Genomic DNA, 13647 nt, shown 5'->3' on the forward strand with positions numbered 1-13647 from the left:
TGGCGCGGGCCGGCACGCCCCGAGCCGTCACAGATGCATCCTGCACCCAGCGGCGGAGGCTTCGGGCCCTTCATGCGACGGCCCCGGTGGACCACGCAGAGCGGGTCGGGCATCGTGGCCGGACCCGACGCAGGTGGGCAGGTACACGAGTCGGCCGAGGCGCGGCAGGCGCGCACGCAGATCCACGCTGAGCCAGGCGGCTCATCGTCCGCGCTGACGTCCACGCACGTCGGGTGTAGCCGAGTGGTGCCCGAGCCCTCGCGTACCGGCTGCTCGTTGCGCTCGTGGGCGTCCCACTCCTGCATGGCGATCATCGCGTCCATGTCCGGATCCCGATCGGAGTCCGCGTTCAGCAGGGCGCAGATCCTTTCGGCTAGGTCCCGGTCTCCGTTGACCACCACAGCCACCAGGTGTCCGCGTGCGCAGTCGTGGCCCTCCCAGTTGCAGACGAAGCCATCCCCCTCTCGGCAGATGGTGACTCCGTGGTGGGCTCCTGCGCGGTAGGTGATCACGACGCCTCCCGGTGCTTGGCGTTGCATACCGGCCTCGCCAGCTGGCGACAGCCGATGACGGAGCCCTGCATGTTGCGGACGTCGCGGTACGGAACCAGTAGGTCGGGCCGGTCCCGGGCGGCCAGCGCGACCACGAGCGGGACGACGTAGAACGTCCGGGGCGGCGCGCAGCCGTCGAAGGGCGGCAAGCCGTAGACCGATCCGTAGTCGACGTACTCCACGGCCGTCGCGGTTAGCGACTGGGCAGGCGACGTGCCCTCCATGTCGAATGCCTCGGTGAAGCCGGTGCCGAGCGATTCCTGCGCGAGCCGGGCGACCTTGCCGGACGGGCCGACGGTGAACTCGGGCTCTACCTGCCCGCGCTCAATCCGGTCCGGGCAGTCATTCGGGTAGAAGTGCAGCGGGTGCGGGGTGAGGTTGATGATCATGCGGGGGTCTCTCCTGACGTGAGACGAGAAGAGCCGGCGCGCGGCGGGTCAATGAGGTTTTGCTCGTCGCGGTGCCGAGGGCAGTGAGAGGCCAGGCCGGTCATGCAGAACGGGCAGTCCTCGCGCGCCTGCGGGGTAAGCGCAGCGACATCGCTACGCGGCGAGACCGCCTCCCATAGGTAGCGCTGGACGTTCGCGGTGCCCCTCGCGTCCCGTGGGCGACTCGGCACGTTCCAGCCCGGTCGCGGTGGCCGTTCGGCGATGACGCGCCACCCGGCCGCCCGCAGGCTCGCGCCGGACTCCCCGCGCTGGGTGTAGGTGACGAGTCGGCGGTACCCGAGCGCCGAGGCTGCGCGCCATGCGACTGCGTAGAGCATCGAGGCTGCGTTCGGGGTGCCGTCGGTGGCGCAACGGGTCACTTCGAGCGTCGAGCCGTCGTCAAAGGGCCGAGCGACTGGGCGACCGACGATGGCGACGCCGACGAGCGTCTGGTCGCGTGCTACGCCGATTGAGAATTTGTGTCCGGCGGGCGGTTCGTGGTGCCGGTGCCAAGCCGCGACGAACGCACAGGCATCGGCGAACGACACGGGCACGAGGGCGAGGGTCACGGTGTGGTCCTTCGGGAGTCGAGAGAAGAGACACCGCCCACGGCGATCAGCCGTCCGAGGTTGATGTGTCGCGGGCGAGGTGCGCGGGTCCCGTCCCAGCCACCGAGGCGGGCCGAGGTGAAGATCTCGCGCAGTTGCTCATCGGTGCCGATCACGTCGTCGGCCCGGTGCACGGGCAAGCCGCGTCGGCGAAGCTCCGATGCGACGACTTGCGGATCTTCGGCGCTCATCGGCGGGTCCTCCTCCCGTAGGAGGAGTGCAACCGGGAGGTCACCGCGCAGCCTCTTTGCGTCCTCAGTGAGCCCACCGCAGGCGTTCGGACACGGGTCGGGTGAGCCTTCGGGGAGGACAAACTCCAAGGTGCTCACTCGCTCCTCCGGATGGTGCGGGTGCGGTGGCACGGCCCGCACTGGAAGCGGTCGACCCGGCCGAAGCTGCCCTCGTACACCATGGGCTTGTCGCAGCGCGGGCAGATCACCACCAGCTCGAGCTCGATCCCGGCGTCGCCGTGCTCGGCCTCGAAGTGCGCGGCGATGACGCCCATGGTGGCGTTGTCGTCGAGGCGCAGGCCGCACGGTTTGCAGGTGAGCGCCATTCCGTCGGGGACGTCGAGGTCGCCCATTACTGCTCCTTCCCGTTCTCGCCGGCGTCACGGACGGCGGCGTTCAGCCCTGCCGCCATGGCCTTCGCCTGAATGAAGCGCGCCTCGGCGCCGACGCTCGGATCGTCCGGGTCCACGAGCCACACGTCATCCAGCTCGTAGGCCACGTCACCCGACTGGTAACTACCCGGAAGGCTCGGCACGGCTCTCCGGGAGTTCAGGTCGATGACGGGGGCAGGCCAGATCACGCGCTGGGTCGGGTCCTGCGGCGGGAACCGCCAGATGCCTCGCCGGTCTGCGCGCAAGCCGATGGCGAGTGGGCTCAGGCACGCGCCAGCCCGGCGGTGCCGGTCGAAGGCGGTGAAGTAGGTCTGGGTGTGGACGCGGGTCACCGCAGCCACCCCTCAGGGAAGCCGAGCCGGTCGGCGAAGAGCGCCTGCGACAGCAGGACGATGACCTCGTATTCGCGGGCCTCCCCGTGGAACTCGTCGAGGGCCTGACGCAGGGCATGGGTAAGCGCCAGCACGCGCAGCGGGTGCCAGCGCGCGATGTGCTCGGCGTCCTCGATCTCGGTCGAGCCGCTCACTGGATCGCCAATCCGGGGCGGCCACACCAGGCCGTCGTTCCCGTGGTCCCACGGCCCCGGGGAGGCGGCTTTGGCTACCCGTTCGTCGTCGTCGAGGAAGCTTCGGATGATGGCGAATTCGTCTTCGGTGCGATCGGCGATGGCCAGCTTCTCGACGCTCACGCGGTCTCGGTCCCTTCAGCAGCGAGGTGGGCTTGGTGCTCGGCGCGCTTGGCGGCTTGGCGTTCCATGGCTTCGGCGATGGTGTCCATGCCGGGCGTCGACCAGCGGCGGCGACCGACGACGGGGATCGGGCGGTAGGGGTTCTCCTCGGGCGCGTTGGCGGTGCCGGGGAACAGGGGGATGACGTTGTCGGTGTCGTCGGGCTCGTTCGCGCGCGGAGGGTAAGAGGCCGTCTTGAAAGACTCTTCTTCCTCGGTTTTATCGCTCCTCATGTCTCCTACTTCTTCTTGAGGGCGACGGTTTCCGTCGTATGTCTCGTCAGAAACCGTCGGGTGTTCCGTCACAAACCGTCGGGTGTCTCCGCCACTTTTCGTCGTATGTTGTGGATCTCTACGGCCGTCAGACATACGACGGTTTCCGTCGGGTGTCCCCTCCCATTCGGCGCGGGCTTTGTCAGCGCGCTCGTGGAGGTTCAGCCGGTACCGGGCGGTGACATTGCCGTCGCCCCGCGTCGCGCCTGCGCGGTCGACGGTGATGGCACCAACGTCAAGGAGCGGCTTCAGTGCGCGCTGCACCGCTCGAACATCGGAGGCGTCGGGGTTCTCGCGGCCCATCGCCAGCTCGGCGAGCGCGGGCTGGCCCATGCGGAAGAACGGCCAGTCGTCGGCATCCTTGGAGACGAGCGCCATGTAGGCGAGCAGGACCAGCGACAGCGGCGGGACCTTGCCCGCGTACCGGCTGAATACGCAGCCGACGTTGGTGGCCCCCATTAGGCGTACGCCTGTTCGGTGGTGAATCGCACAGCGTGGCGAGGCGTGCGCATATTGCTGACCCGTGGCATAGTCACGCCAGGGCTCCTTCCGGTTCGTGTGCCTAGCAGTGGGCGAATCGGTTGTTGAGCCTGCGGAGCGGGTGTTGACGCACCCGTTCCGCCCCTCAATTCTCTCACCGAAACCGCAGGTAGCGGCGAAGGTGAATGCGCGCCACGCCGCTTTATTCGCACCTTTTCCGGTGTTATCTGTTTCACGCTCGACCTCGCCATTAACCGGGAATATCGCTACCCGGAACGCTCGTCGCGCTCCGGGCGGGATGGTGCACATACAGATGTCAGGCAGCCCCTTCCGGATGATCGAAGAGGGCGGGCCAGTCCAACTCGCGCAGCCACGAAAGGAGCGTCGGAAGGTTCCGCTCCGGTCCGAACGCCAGGTACGTGCCGTCTACCGAATCGCAGCCGATCGCCGAGGCGTAGAGCAGGCGCTGACGGGAGTTAACGCGGCCCATGTGCACCCACTTGCCGCGTCGCTTCGCCTCGGCCGTAAGCCGGCGCGCGGCCGGGCCGAGCTTCCATTCCGTCGACCCGCCGATGAACAGGCAGTCGAAGGCGTCCCAGGGCACGTCCAGGCGCTCCAGACCGTCCTGCGCAACGAGCGCAGCGGGGAAGCCAAGCGCGCGGATGCGAGGCAGCATCGGCAGCGAAAGCGCGAGGGTGGCAGCAGCGTCCGCGACCACATCCGGCGCAACAACGAATCGGCACCATGCGGCCCGATCCGCTCGTTGGGCGAGCCATGCGAGGTACTCGGCGTCGCCCGGGTAGTTGCCTGCGAAGACGGCGTTGTCGGCCACCCACTCAACGCCCGGCGGCACGCGGTTGCCTGCGGCCGGGGTGGCGATCTGCCCGATGGTTCCGGCAGCCATGGCGCTACGCACCTTCGGCCCGGACGCGGTAGCGAAGTACCGCACGGACGCCTCCGATGGCCAGCAGGGGCAGCGCTACGCACATGACCCACTTCACGGCCACCTGCCCGACGATGGCGGGCCACAGCGGGAATCCAGCGATGGTCAAAAACAGCAGGCTGTCGACGACGGACCCGACGAGGTTGGACCAGGCAAGAGCGCGAACTCGACCCTGACGCCGGAGAGGCTCATAGACGAGCGTGTCGACGGCCTCGGAGACGGCGAACGCCACGCCTGAGGCGAGCGCGAGGGCGGGGGTGGACATGAACACGGACAGCCCAGCGCCGACTGCGACGCAGCCGAGCGCAGACCAGACACCGGCGGTCTCGCGGACCGCGTCGCGGGCGGCGAGCACGAGCCCGGCGGTGAAGGTCCCCGCGGTGACGAAGCCACCGATCAGGCCGTATTCGGCGGTGAGCCAGTTGGAGGCGACGACCAGGGCGACGAAGGCGGCGGCCGACGCGATGGCGAGCGGGTAGCGGGTCACGTGGTCCTCCGGGGGTCGATCGGGATCAGTGCCAGGTCGTAGCCGAGCGCTCGTACTTCGTCGCGGACCTGGGCTACGGCGTGCTCGGCCAGGGCGAGCGGTTCGTCGAATAGCACGCCGTAGGTGACGCCGAGCACTGATGCCAGCTCGGACAGGGTGTATACGCCGGGCACGGTTACGCCGCGCTCAAACTGGCTGACGGCGTTGACTGAAATGCCGAGCTTCTCGGCCAGCTGCGGCTGGGAAAGGCCGCGCTCGATGCGCCTCCGACGGATCGCGGCACCGAGTCCGGGCGATGGTTCGCTGGTCACCCCTCGCCTCCTTCCTTCGTCTCGAACGGCAGCTCCAGCTGCCCATCGGTGCTCTCCACCACTGCTCTCGGTGCTGCTTTGACCGGGACAGGCGCAGGGCTGCGTACCGCTACGAGCCCGACGAGTTCAGCGCAGCGTTTCCCGTAGCGTCGTGTGGCCCATGCCGGGTCTTTGAGGGCCCGGTGGCACCGAAGGCAGCGGATGGTCACCCGGGCTCACCGCCGAGGGGCAGCACGTCCTGGGCGAGCCTGCGGGCGATGACCTCGCAGTAGCGTTCGTCGGCCTCGATGAGCACGGCGCGGCGACCGAGCAGGCGGGCGGCCACGGCGGTCGAGCCCGAGCCGGCAAACGGGTCGAGGACGAGACCGCCGGGAGGGCAGGCGTACTCGATCAGCGGCGAGAGGACGGCGGCGGGCTTCTCGGTCGGATGGAGCGCGCGGCCCTGCATGTTCCGGACCTGCAGCACCGAGGTCATCATCCGGTCGGATCCGGCTACGTGGGTGTTCTTCTTGGCGTCGCCGAGGTGGTAGCCGCGATCGCGCTTCGCTGTGATGACCTTGACGTTGGCGCCGTAGTACGGCGCGCGCGGGACCTCGTGGTAGGTCTCCGCCCAGGCGCCGCGATACCAGTGCGTGATGCACTCGTGGGTGCGCTTGAACCTGTCGGCGTGGAAGGCGCTGCCGTTCTGCTTCTGCCACACCATGTCCTGCGAGAGTCGCCATGCGCCGAACTGCAGGGCGCGGTCGAGGAACATCCGCATCGACCCGAAGCACCACATCGACCGGGTGACCTCCAGGAGCGCGTCGGGCCAGCCGTCAGGCCAGCGGTCCCAGGCCAATGAGGTCTCGCCGTACGGCGGGTCGGCCACCACGCAGTCGGCGGTCACGTCCAGGTCGGCGAGCAACCGGCGGCAGTCGCCGTGGTAGAGCTGGACGTCTCCCGCGTCGAAGTACGGCTTCACCCGGGATCGACCTCCTCGCCGGCGGCCCGCTGCCCGTGATCCGCTTCCTCGGGTGCCTCGGCGTTGTGGTGCGGGTCCCCGGGCGCACCGACCAAACCGCACCGGCAGACGCGGCGAACCACGCGCTTGCCGCGCACGAAGCGGACGTCTGCCGGGATGGCCGGGTCTGGGGTGAAGATGCCACCGCACACCCGATGCTCGGCCGGCTTCACGCGTCGCTCACCGCCTTTCCTGCCTTGAGCGCCTCCATGCGCGGGTCCTCGCCCCGGGCGACGTGGTCCCGCCAGTGCTCGGCGGCCAGGTCGATCACGGCGGTGCCGTACTCGGTCGCCCCGAACGGGATCCACCATGTCTCCGGGCATAGTCCGCACTCCATCGCATGCCAGCCCAAGTCGCCGGCCATCAGTCGGCCCTCCCGCGGCTTCACCAGGCCACCTCCGGCGAGTGGGGCCAGCGCGATCCGGTAGCCCATCTGGTGGACGCCGCGCAGGATCGCCGTCTCGTCGTCCGTTCTCACACCGGCGGGCAGGTCACCGCGCAGGTGGGCCAGGTGCACGGCGTGCGAGCCGTTCCGGGCGCCGAGCTTGTCGTACAGGGTCCGCCGGGACGCTTTGACGGTGCTCTCCGACACGTGCAAGGCGCGGGCGATCTCCGCCTGCTCGCGGCCGTCGGCGATCAGCTCGAGGATCTGCTGCTCCCGGTGGGACAGGTCGAGCGGCCGGCCGGTCATGACATCCGCCTCAGGGTCCGGGCGCGGGCGTGCTCGCCCCTCGGGCGGCGGCAGTTCATGTACTCGCACGGCCGGTCCAGCGGCCGGCAGCTGCGGATGACGCCTCCGGGCTGCTTCGGCGGACGCCACACGTGATCCGTGATCAGCGCCATCAGGCACCTCCGCAGTGCGGGCACGTCACCGCGGCCGTTGTCAGGACCGCGCCGTCCATGCCGTAGTAGGTGCGGTCACAGTCCGACGTGTAGACCCGGCCCAGACGGCTGCTCGTCTTCGCTGTGGCGAGACGGTGGATGTAGCCGGCGTGGCCCGGGATGTACACCTGCCGGGCCGTACGGTCCAGCACGTCGCTAGCCACCGCGCACCCGCCGCCGCTTCGGGACCAGCCGGACGATGGCCAGCCCGGCGAGGATCAGCGTCAGCCCGCCGATGACCAGCCACATCGAGTTGTGGCCGGTGACGGCGAGCGCGCCGCCCGAGGTGACAGCAGTTCCGGTGACGATCTTTCCGGGGTACACAGAGGGTTTCCTTTCAGGCGTTGATCCACTCGCGGCGGGAGCCGCGCAGTGTCTTCCACAGGGCGCGCCAGTACACGCCTGACCGCCACTGCTCGTAGACCCACTCAGGGATCAGCGCAGCGGCCAGGAGGCGGTCCAGGACGGGGTTGGCGCGTACCGTCCACACCCGCTCGGCGACGAACACGACGGTGACCGGGGCCCAGGTCCACGAGAACGGGACCGTTCCGGTGGTCGCCAGGACGAAGCCGAGGAACGCCAGGTAGGCGGGCGCGGCAAGCGAGCCGAGGTAGATGCCGGCCTGCTTGAGCGCGTCGACTGCGGTGGCGCGGGTGAGGCCGTACAGGCGCAGGCTGTCGAGCATTCCCCGCTGCCACCGCAGACGCTGATCGTGCAGAGCGCGCCGGGTCGGCATGATGTCGGTCTGCGCCCGCGCGCCCGCCGGTGCCATCGGCCGGTATCCGAGCGCCCGGAACGCGAACGTCAACTCGATGTCCTCGGTGGCGGTGTCCCGGTGATAGAACTCGCCCGGATAGCCGGGCAGGGACCGGCCGCGTTCGGCGGTGACGTGCCGGATCGCGGCGACGAGGAACATGGTGGCGACACCGGAGAGCACGAGCGCGTTGTCGCCGCGCCGGGCGACCTGCCGGGCGAACCGCTCGTACTCGTTGCGCTGCACCCGGGCCAGCAGGCCGCCAGGGTCCCGGGCGGTCCGGAACTGCGCGCACGCCGCACCGACCGGACGACGCGGGCGTACGCCGTCACGGTGCCGGGCGACAGCCGGGCGCAGCAGCGCACGGGCGGCGTGGGCGGTGAAGTCCGGGTCCAGCACCGAGTCCGCGTCGGTGATGAGGACCATGTCGCCGTCCGCCAGGTACGGCAGGATCCGGCCGAGCGCCCAGTTCAGCGCCCCCGCTTTCTTGTGCGGGTTGTGCCCCGGGTACTCGAGGACGGTCGCCCCCGCGTTACGTGCTTCGGCCGCGGTGGCGTCGGAGCAGTTGTTGGGCACGACCACGATGTCGTCGAGCCCCGGCGCCCATTGCCGGCGCAGCGCGGCCACGGTGGCGGCGATGGTGCCCGCCTCGTTGTAGGCGGGCACGACCGCGATGACGCGGCGCTTCACGACTGCCCCCCTGCGGCCGGGCAGCAGGCGTGCTGCCACGTCCCGTTGGCGGTTCCGGGCTGGGTCTCGACGGCCTGCCCGCGCACGATCGGGCCGTCGCAGAACAGGCAGGTCAGGCCGTAGTCGTCACGGGCCACGTACACGCCGCCGTAGCCCTGCCCGCGCAGCCGTTTCGCTTCGGCTGCCCAGTGGCGGATGGCGTCGTCGAGCTGGGCGCGGGCGTGCTCCCGGTCGAGGACGGCGGCGGTGAGTGCCTCGTGCAGGTGGGCGCGGCGGGCGAGTTCCTGCTCGAGCTGGGCGCGTAGGTCGTCCTCGGCCCGGCGGGAGAAGCCAAGCTCCCGTTGTACGGCGGTGAGTTCGGCGAGGGCGGCGTCGCGTTCCTGCTCGACGCGCTGTAGCCGCGCCGATATGGACTCCTGCCACTGCTCCACAGCCGGATCCCGGTCGGCGAGCAAATCGCGCACGTCGTGGAGGCGCTCGCGGCAACGGAAGGTGGCGGGCTCGCGGCAGGTTCCGCACCACGTGGTCCAGGTCATCGGCTCCGCTCCCGCCAGGAGTCGATCCCGTACCGCGCCATGGCGTACGGCATCAGCAGAAGGACGCCCAGCAGGATGCGCGGGTCACCGCAGCGGCGGCCGAGCGGATGACGGTACGGATTCGTGCGTCCCATCAGCGGGTCACCTTCCTGGGCCAGGAGTCCATGACGTCCGGTGGCCGGTAGTAGAGACGCGCGTCGAGGAGCTGGTCCACGGCCTCGGTTTTGGGCTCCCACCCGGCCCATGCGGCCAGGTCCCGGTCGATCGCCGTGAGTTCAGCGGTCACCTGCCGGTCGACGTTGCGCCAGACGCGGCGGGACATGGGCGGCTCGGCGGGGACGGTCTGCCAGGTGATGTCGGAAGAGCGCAGCATCAGCGGCCCGCCCTCCGCTTGCGCCCGGTGTGCGGGCGGGCGGCGTCGACCACGACCACCGCGCCGCTTCCGCTGTTCGCCGTGTATCCGGTCAGCTCACGGCACGGCTGGCCGAGTTCGGCGCCGCACACCTCGGTGCACTTCTGGTAGGCGCTCCAGTCCACGGCGGTCACGGGGCTTCTCCTTCCTTCCAGCGGGGCGGGTGCGGCGAGTACTCACAGGTGGCCGTGAGGTAGCGGATCCGGTCGCCGAAAAGGACGACCGCCGTCTCCTCCGGGTCGCCGTTCTGCGGCACCAGCCAGCCGGCCGCCAGCGCCTCACCGCGCCGGGACTCGATCGCTTCGTGGCACGGCGGGCACAGCAGCAAGAGGTTGCTGGGCAGGTTCGTGTCCGGCCGGTCCGTGCCACCCATCGCCCGCGGACGTCGGTGGTGCAGGTGGTGGTCGATCCCTCGCCGGGGTCCGACCGCGCGCCCATCGCGCTCGCAGGAAAACATCGCCCGTTCGTAAACAGCGTCAACAACGTCCTGGGGCGGGCCGGTCTGCGTCCGCCGGGACTTCAGCGGCGTCCGGCGCATCGGGCTACCCCTGCGCATCGGTGACCCCCAGCGCCGCCGTGACCTCGGCGACGAGTTGCGCGGCGTGCTGGTCAGCCACCGCCAGGGCGTCGCCGTTCGGCTTGAACCGCAGCGTCAGCGGTACGCCGCCCGGCCGGACCGCCAAGCCGGGCACCAGCTCGCCGGTGCGCTGATCGACCACGGACTCGCCCATCGGTGTCAGCCGGGCGAGCAGTGCCCGCTGGAACGCCGGGTTCACGACCTCCATGACTTCCGACGGCCAGCGGCCCTTCACCCACGCGGCGAACACCGACGGGTCCTCAACCACAGGGGCTTCCTTCGAGATCCCCTGGGACCAGGTGCCAATGTCGAACCGCCACGTCTGCGCCGACCCCTGCTCCTCGTATTCGGCGCGCGCATCGGCGTTCAGGTCCTCCCGCAAAGCTCGGGCTTTCGCGTCGATCTGGTCGCGGGCTGCTTCGAGGAGCAGCACGCGGCGGGTCATCTCAGCCCGGTTCACGACCCGCCTCCTTGCACCTTCGCCAGCCGGGCAGAAGCCGCCCTCGCCAGCTGCTCGTACTGGTAGGGCGTGATCTGGCCGTCGGACTTCAGCGCGCTGACCTCCTTGCCGATGGCCGGTATCTCCGTAGCGGTGGCGGCCTGGATGAGGGCGAGCAGCTTCGTGAAGTTCTCCGCCTGCTCTGTTGTCGGGGCCGGCGCGGCCTCCTCCCACGCGTCCCGCTCGGCGTGCCGGTTGCGGACCTCCTCCGCCGACGCGATCCCCTTCCGCGTGTCGGCCGCGCCGACGGCAAGGATCGCCCGGCCCCACGCCGAGGTTTCCGCGTTCATCAGCTCGCTGTCGCGGGTGTACGGGGTCCGGCCGGGGAACGGCTCCCACGCCGTCCCCACGCCCGGGTTCTGGTCGCATGCAGTCCGGTAGGCGGCGGCCTCGAAGATCACGAACGCCTTGTCGCCGATGGTCTCCACCCGCCACGGCGCGTGTGGGCGAAGGCAGCCTTCCGGGTAGGTCTCGAAAAATTCCCGCATCCGGTCGGCGACGGTGTTGTACGAGCTGAGGTCGATGTTGCTCACGACTCCACCGCCCGTCGTGCGGTGTAGAAGATCCCCCACTGGGCCCGGTGGCTTCGGCTGGTCTCCCGCCGCCCGGCGCAGAACTCGGCGGCCCATCCCCAGCGGTGGGCGCAGACCTCGACGTCGGCGTAGCGGGCCTCGGCGTCCTGCCGGTAGACCCGCCACGGCAGGGCTTGCGAGTGCACGGCCATCACGCCACCGCCCTGGCGGCGCGAGCGCCGTCGACGATCGCCCGCATGCTCCGCACGACCGGGGATTTCGGCAGGGCTTCGAGCCGCTCGGACTCGTGGAGCAGCTCCGCGTCGGCGGCGGTGCGCATGCCGCGGTCGTAGTCGACGAGGCACGCGTTGATGACGGCCAGGCCGTACTCGCGGGCAGCGGCAGTGGGGTGCTGGTCGAGCGGGATGGTTGCGGTGCTCACCGCGCTCCTCCTTCCGCGCGCTGGCCGAGTCCTGGTGTCTGCGCTGCCACGGTCGCCGCGAGGAACGCGCTCTCCCGCGTCCGGGCACGTCCTTCGGCCCAGATGTCACCGAACCGGCCGTCGGGGAACAGCACCCAGTCCCAGTGCAGGAAGCCACGCCGGCGGGCGGTGGCGTACATTTCCGGTCCTGCGGTGGCGACATAGCGGTAGTCGGCGGTGATGATGTGGGAGCGGGCGAGGACCCGGCGGGTCTCGACGGCGGCCATCAGGACTCGCCGCCTTCGGTGCGCTCTTCGGGCTTGGGGCAGAACGCTCCCGGGGCATGCTCCGGGGTGTTCCCCCCGAGGTAGTCACAGGAGCATCCGGTGCCGTACGAGGAGGGGCGGGGGCCGAAGATCCCGGCGACGAGGCGGCCGAGGTCCTCGCGGGTGTTGCAGCTGAAGAAGAGGTCGTCAGGGTCGTCAGGGTCGTCGGCGTCGTCTCGGCGGAGGTAGCAGTCCGATCCGAGAGCGATCTGCGCGGCTTCGTCGATTTCCAGGCCGATGACGTGTTCCGGGCCGTCGATGACGACCTGGGAGATGCCCTGGTCGGTGTTCACCTTCCAGCCGGACAGCCGCACGGCCCAGCCCGCGAAACAGGCAGAGGTGCCGCAGTCCCAGGTGCTCTGGTCCCAGGTTTCGGGGTGCGCGTCGATCTGGTCGAGGACTCGGTACGCCAGTTCGGCGTTCGGCTTCAGCGCGGTCACCAGCCACCCCCGAAGGTGATGCGCTCGGCGCTCGGGTCCGGCGTGGACATCCGCTCAGCCCAGGTCTGGATGTCGGCGATCTGGCCCGGCTTGAACTGCTTCGCGTAGCCGAGCGGCGCTGTGTCGATCACGCCGTCGGCGTCGAGTTCGAAGTAGCTGTAGTTGACCGTCCGGCTGGCGCCGTGGACGCTCACCGAGGACAGGACGCGGATGCCGTACCGGTCGTTGCCCTTGCGGTGAATGGCTGGGCACCACGTGTCGCCCCACCAGTACGAGGCGAGCTTGAACGTAAGCTCGATCTCGGCGATGGTGACGGCGCGGGGCTCGCGTTTGGCGGCCATCAGCCCATCACCTGCCACAGCCCGGCCACGATCAGGGCGACCACGACGGCGAGCTGCACGAACCCGGCCAGGTAGGAGGGTTTGCGGTGCTTCGGCCGGTGGGTGATCCGCTGCCACAGGCTGGGCTGCTTGTCACGCCACGCCGGCTTCGGCCGGGGCGGGGGGATGGTCGGGGGGATCGGCCGGGGCAGCGGGGCCATCTCGCCGTCCGGGGTCGCGGTGAGCGCGCCGAGGATCGACAGGTGCTCGGTGTCGGCCAGGCGCTCCCACTCGGCGACCTTCGGGGGTTTCGGCAGCGGCGGCGGGGGTTTCTGCGGGCCTTCCAGGCCGTCCGGGACGTGGATCCGGACCGTCTCGACGAGGTCGATGACCGGGCCGTCGTTCACGGCGGGGATCTCGCAGGTCGGGTCCGCGGAGCGGAGCTGGTGCTGCGCGGCGAGGATCGCGTCGCGTTCGGCTCGCAGGTTCCGGGTCGGGTCGTCGCCGAGGCTGTTGTAGGCGGGGATCTCGCCGGAGTCGGCGTAGTCCGTGGTGAAGATCGTCATCGCTATGCCCTTCAGGCGTTCGCGGGGGTGGTGGGCGAGGTTGGTGGTCTCGAGGTCGGTCATCGCGCGGTCTCCTGCGGCTTGATCATGGCGGTGAACAGGGTGATGGCGGAGTCCTGGAGTTGGTCGACGGTGGGCTGCAGCGCAGCCCGCGCCGCAGCCCGCGCCGCATCCCGCGCCGCATCCCGCGCCGCAGCCCCCGCCGCATCCCGCGCCGCATCCCGCGCCGCAGCCCCCGCCGCATCCCGCGCCGCAGCCCCCGCCGCATCCCGCGCCGCATCCC

At 70.2% G+C, this 13647-nt stretch carries 30 protein-coding genes; all 30 read right to left on the minus strand.

Annotation, left to right across the window (positions count from 1 at the left end):
- Positions 1–508: 508 nt before the first annotated feature.
- Positions 509–940, minus strand: a complete 432-nt coding sequence (locus tag ACFQS1_RS19830) for a hypothetical protein (RefSeq protein ID WP_378970309.1) — start codon at positions 938–940, stop codon at positions 509–511.
- A complete protein-coding gene (locus ACFQS1_RS19835; RefSeq protein ID WP_378970312.1) occupies positions 937–1548 on the minus strand; it encodes an XF1762 family protein in 612 nt (203 codons plus the stop codon). Before ACFQS1_RS19835 ends, ACFQS1_RS19830 begins: the two co-directional genes overlap by 4 nt.
- Positions 1545–1778, minus strand: a complete 234-nt coding sequence (locus ACFQS1_RS19840) for a hypothetical protein (RefSeq protein WP_378970314.1) — start codon at positions 1776–1778, stop codon at positions 1545–1547. Before ACFQS1_RS19840 ends, ACFQS1_RS19835 begins: the two co-directional genes overlap by 4 nt.
- A gap of 134 nt (positions 1779–1912) precedes the next feature.
- Positions 1913–2170, minus strand: coding sequence for a hypothetical protein (locus tag ACFQS1_RS19845; protein ID WP_378970316.1), 258 nt, complete (start codon positions 2168–2170; stop codon positions 1913–1915).
- Positions 2170–2541: a hypothetical protein gene (locus ACFQS1_RS19850; protein WP_378970318.1), complete on the minus strand. Its 372-nt coding sequence runs from the start codon at positions 2539–2541 to the stop codon at positions 2170–2172. The genes ACFQS1_RS19845 and ACFQS1_RS19850 overlap by 1 nt, the downstream gene beginning before the upstream one ends.
- Positions 2538–2897, minus strand: coding sequence for a DUF6221 family protein (locus tag ACFQS1_RS19855; protein ID WP_378970321.1), 360 nt, complete (start codon positions 2895–2897; stop codon positions 2538–2540). Before ACFQS1_RS19855 ends, ACFQS1_RS19850 begins: the two co-directional genes overlap by 4 nt.
- A complete protein-coding gene (locus ACFQS1_RS19860) occupies positions 2894–3667 on the minus strand; it encodes a hypothetical protein (protein WP_378970323.1) in 774 nt (257 codons plus the stop codon). The genes ACFQS1_RS19855 and ACFQS1_RS19860 overlap by 4 nt, the downstream gene beginning before the upstream one ends.
- 337 nt (positions 3668–4004) lie before the next feature.
- Positions 4005–4592, minus strand: a complete 588-nt coding sequence (locus ACFQS1_RS19865; protein WP_378970326.1) for a hypothetical protein — start codon at positions 4590–4592, stop codon at positions 4005–4007.
- 4 nt (positions 4593–4596) lie between these two features.
- A complete protein-coding gene (locus tag ACFQS1_RS19870; protein ID WP_378970328.1) occupies positions 4597–5118 on the minus strand; it encodes a VUT family protein in 522 nt (173 codons plus the stop codon).
- Positions 5115–5429 carry a helix-turn-helix domain-containing protein gene (locus ACFQS1_RS19875; RefSeq protein WP_378970331.1) on the minus strand — a complete coding sequence of 105 codons (315 nt, stop codon included), beginning with the start codon at positions 5427–5429 and terminating at the stop codon, positions 5115–5117. The genes ACFQS1_RS19870 and ACFQS1_RS19875 overlap by 4 nt, the downstream gene beginning before the upstream one ends.
- A 205-nt stretch (positions 5430–5634) precedes the next feature.
- Complete coding sequence (locus ACFQS1_RS19880) at positions 5635–6390, minus strand: DNA-methyltransferase (protein ID WP_378970333.1); 756 nt, start codon at positions 6388–6390, stop codon at positions 5635–5637.
- On the minus strand, positions 6387–6602 hold the full coding sequence (locus ACFQS1_RS19885; protein WP_378970335.1) for a hypothetical protein: 216 nt from the start codon (positions 6600–6602) through the stop codon (positions 6387–6389). Before ACFQS1_RS19885 ends, ACFQS1_RS19880 begins: the two co-directional genes overlap by 4 nt.
- The gene (locus ACFQS1_RS19890) at positions 6599–7120 is read right to left on the minus strand and encodes a response regulator transcription factor (RefSeq protein ID WP_378970338.1); all 522 of its coding nucleotides are present in this window, start codon (positions 7118–7120) and stop codon (positions 6599–6601) included. Before ACFQS1_RS19890 ends, ACFQS1_RS19885 begins: the two co-directional genes overlap by 4 nt.
- Before the next feature lie 151 nt (positions 7121–7271).
- Positions 7272–7475: a hypothetical protein gene (locus tag ACFQS1_RS19895; protein ID WP_378970340.1), complete on the minus strand. Its 204-nt coding sequence runs from the start codon at positions 7473–7475 to the stop codon at positions 7272–7274.
- Entirely contained in the window at positions 7468–7635 is a 168-nt protein-coding gene (locus ACFQS1_RS19900; RefSeq protein ID WP_378970342.1) for a hypothetical protein, read from the minus strand. The genes ACFQS1_RS19895 and ACFQS1_RS19900 overlap by 8 nt, the downstream gene beginning before the upstream one ends.
- Positions 7636–7648: 13 nt before the next feature.
- Complete coding sequence (locus tag ACFQS1_RS19905) at positions 7649–8755, minus strand: glycosyltransferase family 2 protein (protein ID WP_378970344.1); 1107 nt, start codon at positions 8753–8755, stop codon at positions 7649–7651.
- A complete protein-coding gene (locus tag ACFQS1_RS19910) occupies positions 8752–9291 on the minus strand; it encodes a hypothetical protein (protein WP_378970346.1) in 540 nt (179 codons plus the stop codon). Before ACFQS1_RS19910 ends, ACFQS1_RS19905 begins: the two co-directional genes overlap by 4 nt.
- Positions 9288–9425 (minus strand): hypothetical protein, encoded by a 138-nt coding sequence (locus tag ACFQS1_RS19915; protein WP_378970349.1) that lies wholly within the window; start codon positions 9423–9425, stop codon positions 9288–9290. Before ACFQS1_RS19915 ends, ACFQS1_RS19910 begins: the two co-directional genes overlap by 4 nt.
- Positions 9425–9664, minus strand: a complete 240-nt coding sequence (locus tag ACFQS1_RS19920; protein ID WP_378970351.1) for a hypothetical protein — start codon at positions 9662–9664, stop codon at positions 9425–9427. Before ACFQS1_RS19920 ends, ACFQS1_RS19915 begins: the two co-directional genes overlap by 1 nt.
- Positions 9664–9837 (minus strand): hypothetical protein, encoded by a 174-nt coding sequence (locus tag ACFQS1_RS19925; RefSeq protein WP_378970354.1) that lies wholly within the window; start codon positions 9835–9837, stop codon positions 9664–9666. Before ACFQS1_RS19925 ends, ACFQS1_RS19920 begins: the two co-directional genes overlap by 1 nt.
- A complete protein-coding gene (locus tag ACFQS1_RS19930; RefSeq protein ID WP_378970357.1) occupies positions 9834–10259 on the minus strand; it encodes an HNH endonuclease in 426 nt (141 codons plus the stop codon). Before ACFQS1_RS19930 ends, ACFQS1_RS19925 begins: the two co-directional genes overlap by 4 nt.
- Positions 10246–10740: a hypothetical protein gene (locus ACFQS1_RS19935; RefSeq protein ID WP_378970359.1), complete on the minus strand. Its 495-nt coding sequence runs from the start codon at positions 10738–10740 to the stop codon at positions 10246–10248. The genes ACFQS1_RS19930 and ACFQS1_RS19935 overlap by 14 nt, the downstream gene beginning before the upstream one ends.
- Positions 10737–11312 (minus strand): hypothetical protein, encoded by a 576-nt coding sequence (locus ACFQS1_RS19940; protein WP_378970362.1) that lies wholly within the window; start codon positions 11310–11312, stop codon positions 10737–10739. The genes ACFQS1_RS19935 and ACFQS1_RS19940 overlap by 4 nt, the downstream gene beginning before the upstream one ends.
- Positions 11309–11503, minus strand: coding sequence for a hypothetical protein (locus ACFQS1_RS19945; protein WP_378970364.1), 195 nt, complete (start codon positions 11501–11503; stop codon positions 11309–11311). Before ACFQS1_RS19945 ends, ACFQS1_RS19940 begins: the two co-directional genes overlap by 4 nt.
- Positions 11503–11733 (minus strand): hypothetical protein, encoded by a 231-nt coding sequence (locus ACFQS1_RS19950; RefSeq protein ID WP_378970367.1) that lies wholly within the window; start codon positions 11731–11733, stop codon positions 11503–11505. Before ACFQS1_RS19950 ends, ACFQS1_RS19945 begins: the two co-directional genes overlap by 1 nt.
- Positions 11730–11999 carry a hypothetical protein gene (locus tag ACFQS1_RS19955; RefSeq protein ID WP_378970369.1) on the minus strand — a complete coding sequence of 90 codons (270 nt, stop codon included), beginning with the start codon at positions 11997–11999 and terminating at the stop codon, positions 11730–11732. Before ACFQS1_RS19955 ends, ACFQS1_RS19950 begins: the two co-directional genes overlap by 4 nt.
- Positions 11999–12478, minus strand: a complete 480-nt coding sequence (locus ACFQS1_RS19960; RefSeq protein ID WP_378970371.1) for a hypothetical protein — start codon at positions 12476–12478, stop codon at positions 11999–12001. Before ACFQS1_RS19960 ends, ACFQS1_RS19955 begins: the two co-directional genes overlap by 1 nt.
- Entirely contained in the window at positions 12475–12819 is a 345-nt protein-coding gene (locus ACFQS1_RS19965; RefSeq protein ID WP_378970373.1) for a hypothetical protein, read from the minus strand. The genes ACFQS1_RS19960 and ACFQS1_RS19965 overlap by 4 nt, the downstream gene beginning before the upstream one ends.
- A complete protein-coding gene (locus ACFQS1_RS19970) occupies positions 12819–13427 on the minus strand; it encodes a hypothetical protein (RefSeq protein WP_378970376.1) in 609 nt (202 codons plus the stop codon). Before ACFQS1_RS19970 ends, ACFQS1_RS19965 begins: the two co-directional genes overlap by 1 nt.
- Positions 13424–13647 (minus strand): hypothetical protein (locus tag ACFQS1_RS19975; RefSeq protein ID WP_378970378.1); only part of this gene is annotated, 224 nt, incomplete at its 5' end. The genes ACFQS1_RS19970 and ACFQS1_RS19975, both read right to left, overlap by 4 nt.

This window comes from Paractinoplanes rhizophilus (assembly GCF_042664765.1).
Classification (GTDB): domain Bacteria; phylum Actinomycetota; class Actinomycetes; order Mycobacteriales; family Micromonosporaceae; genus Actinoplanes; species Actinoplanes rhizophilus.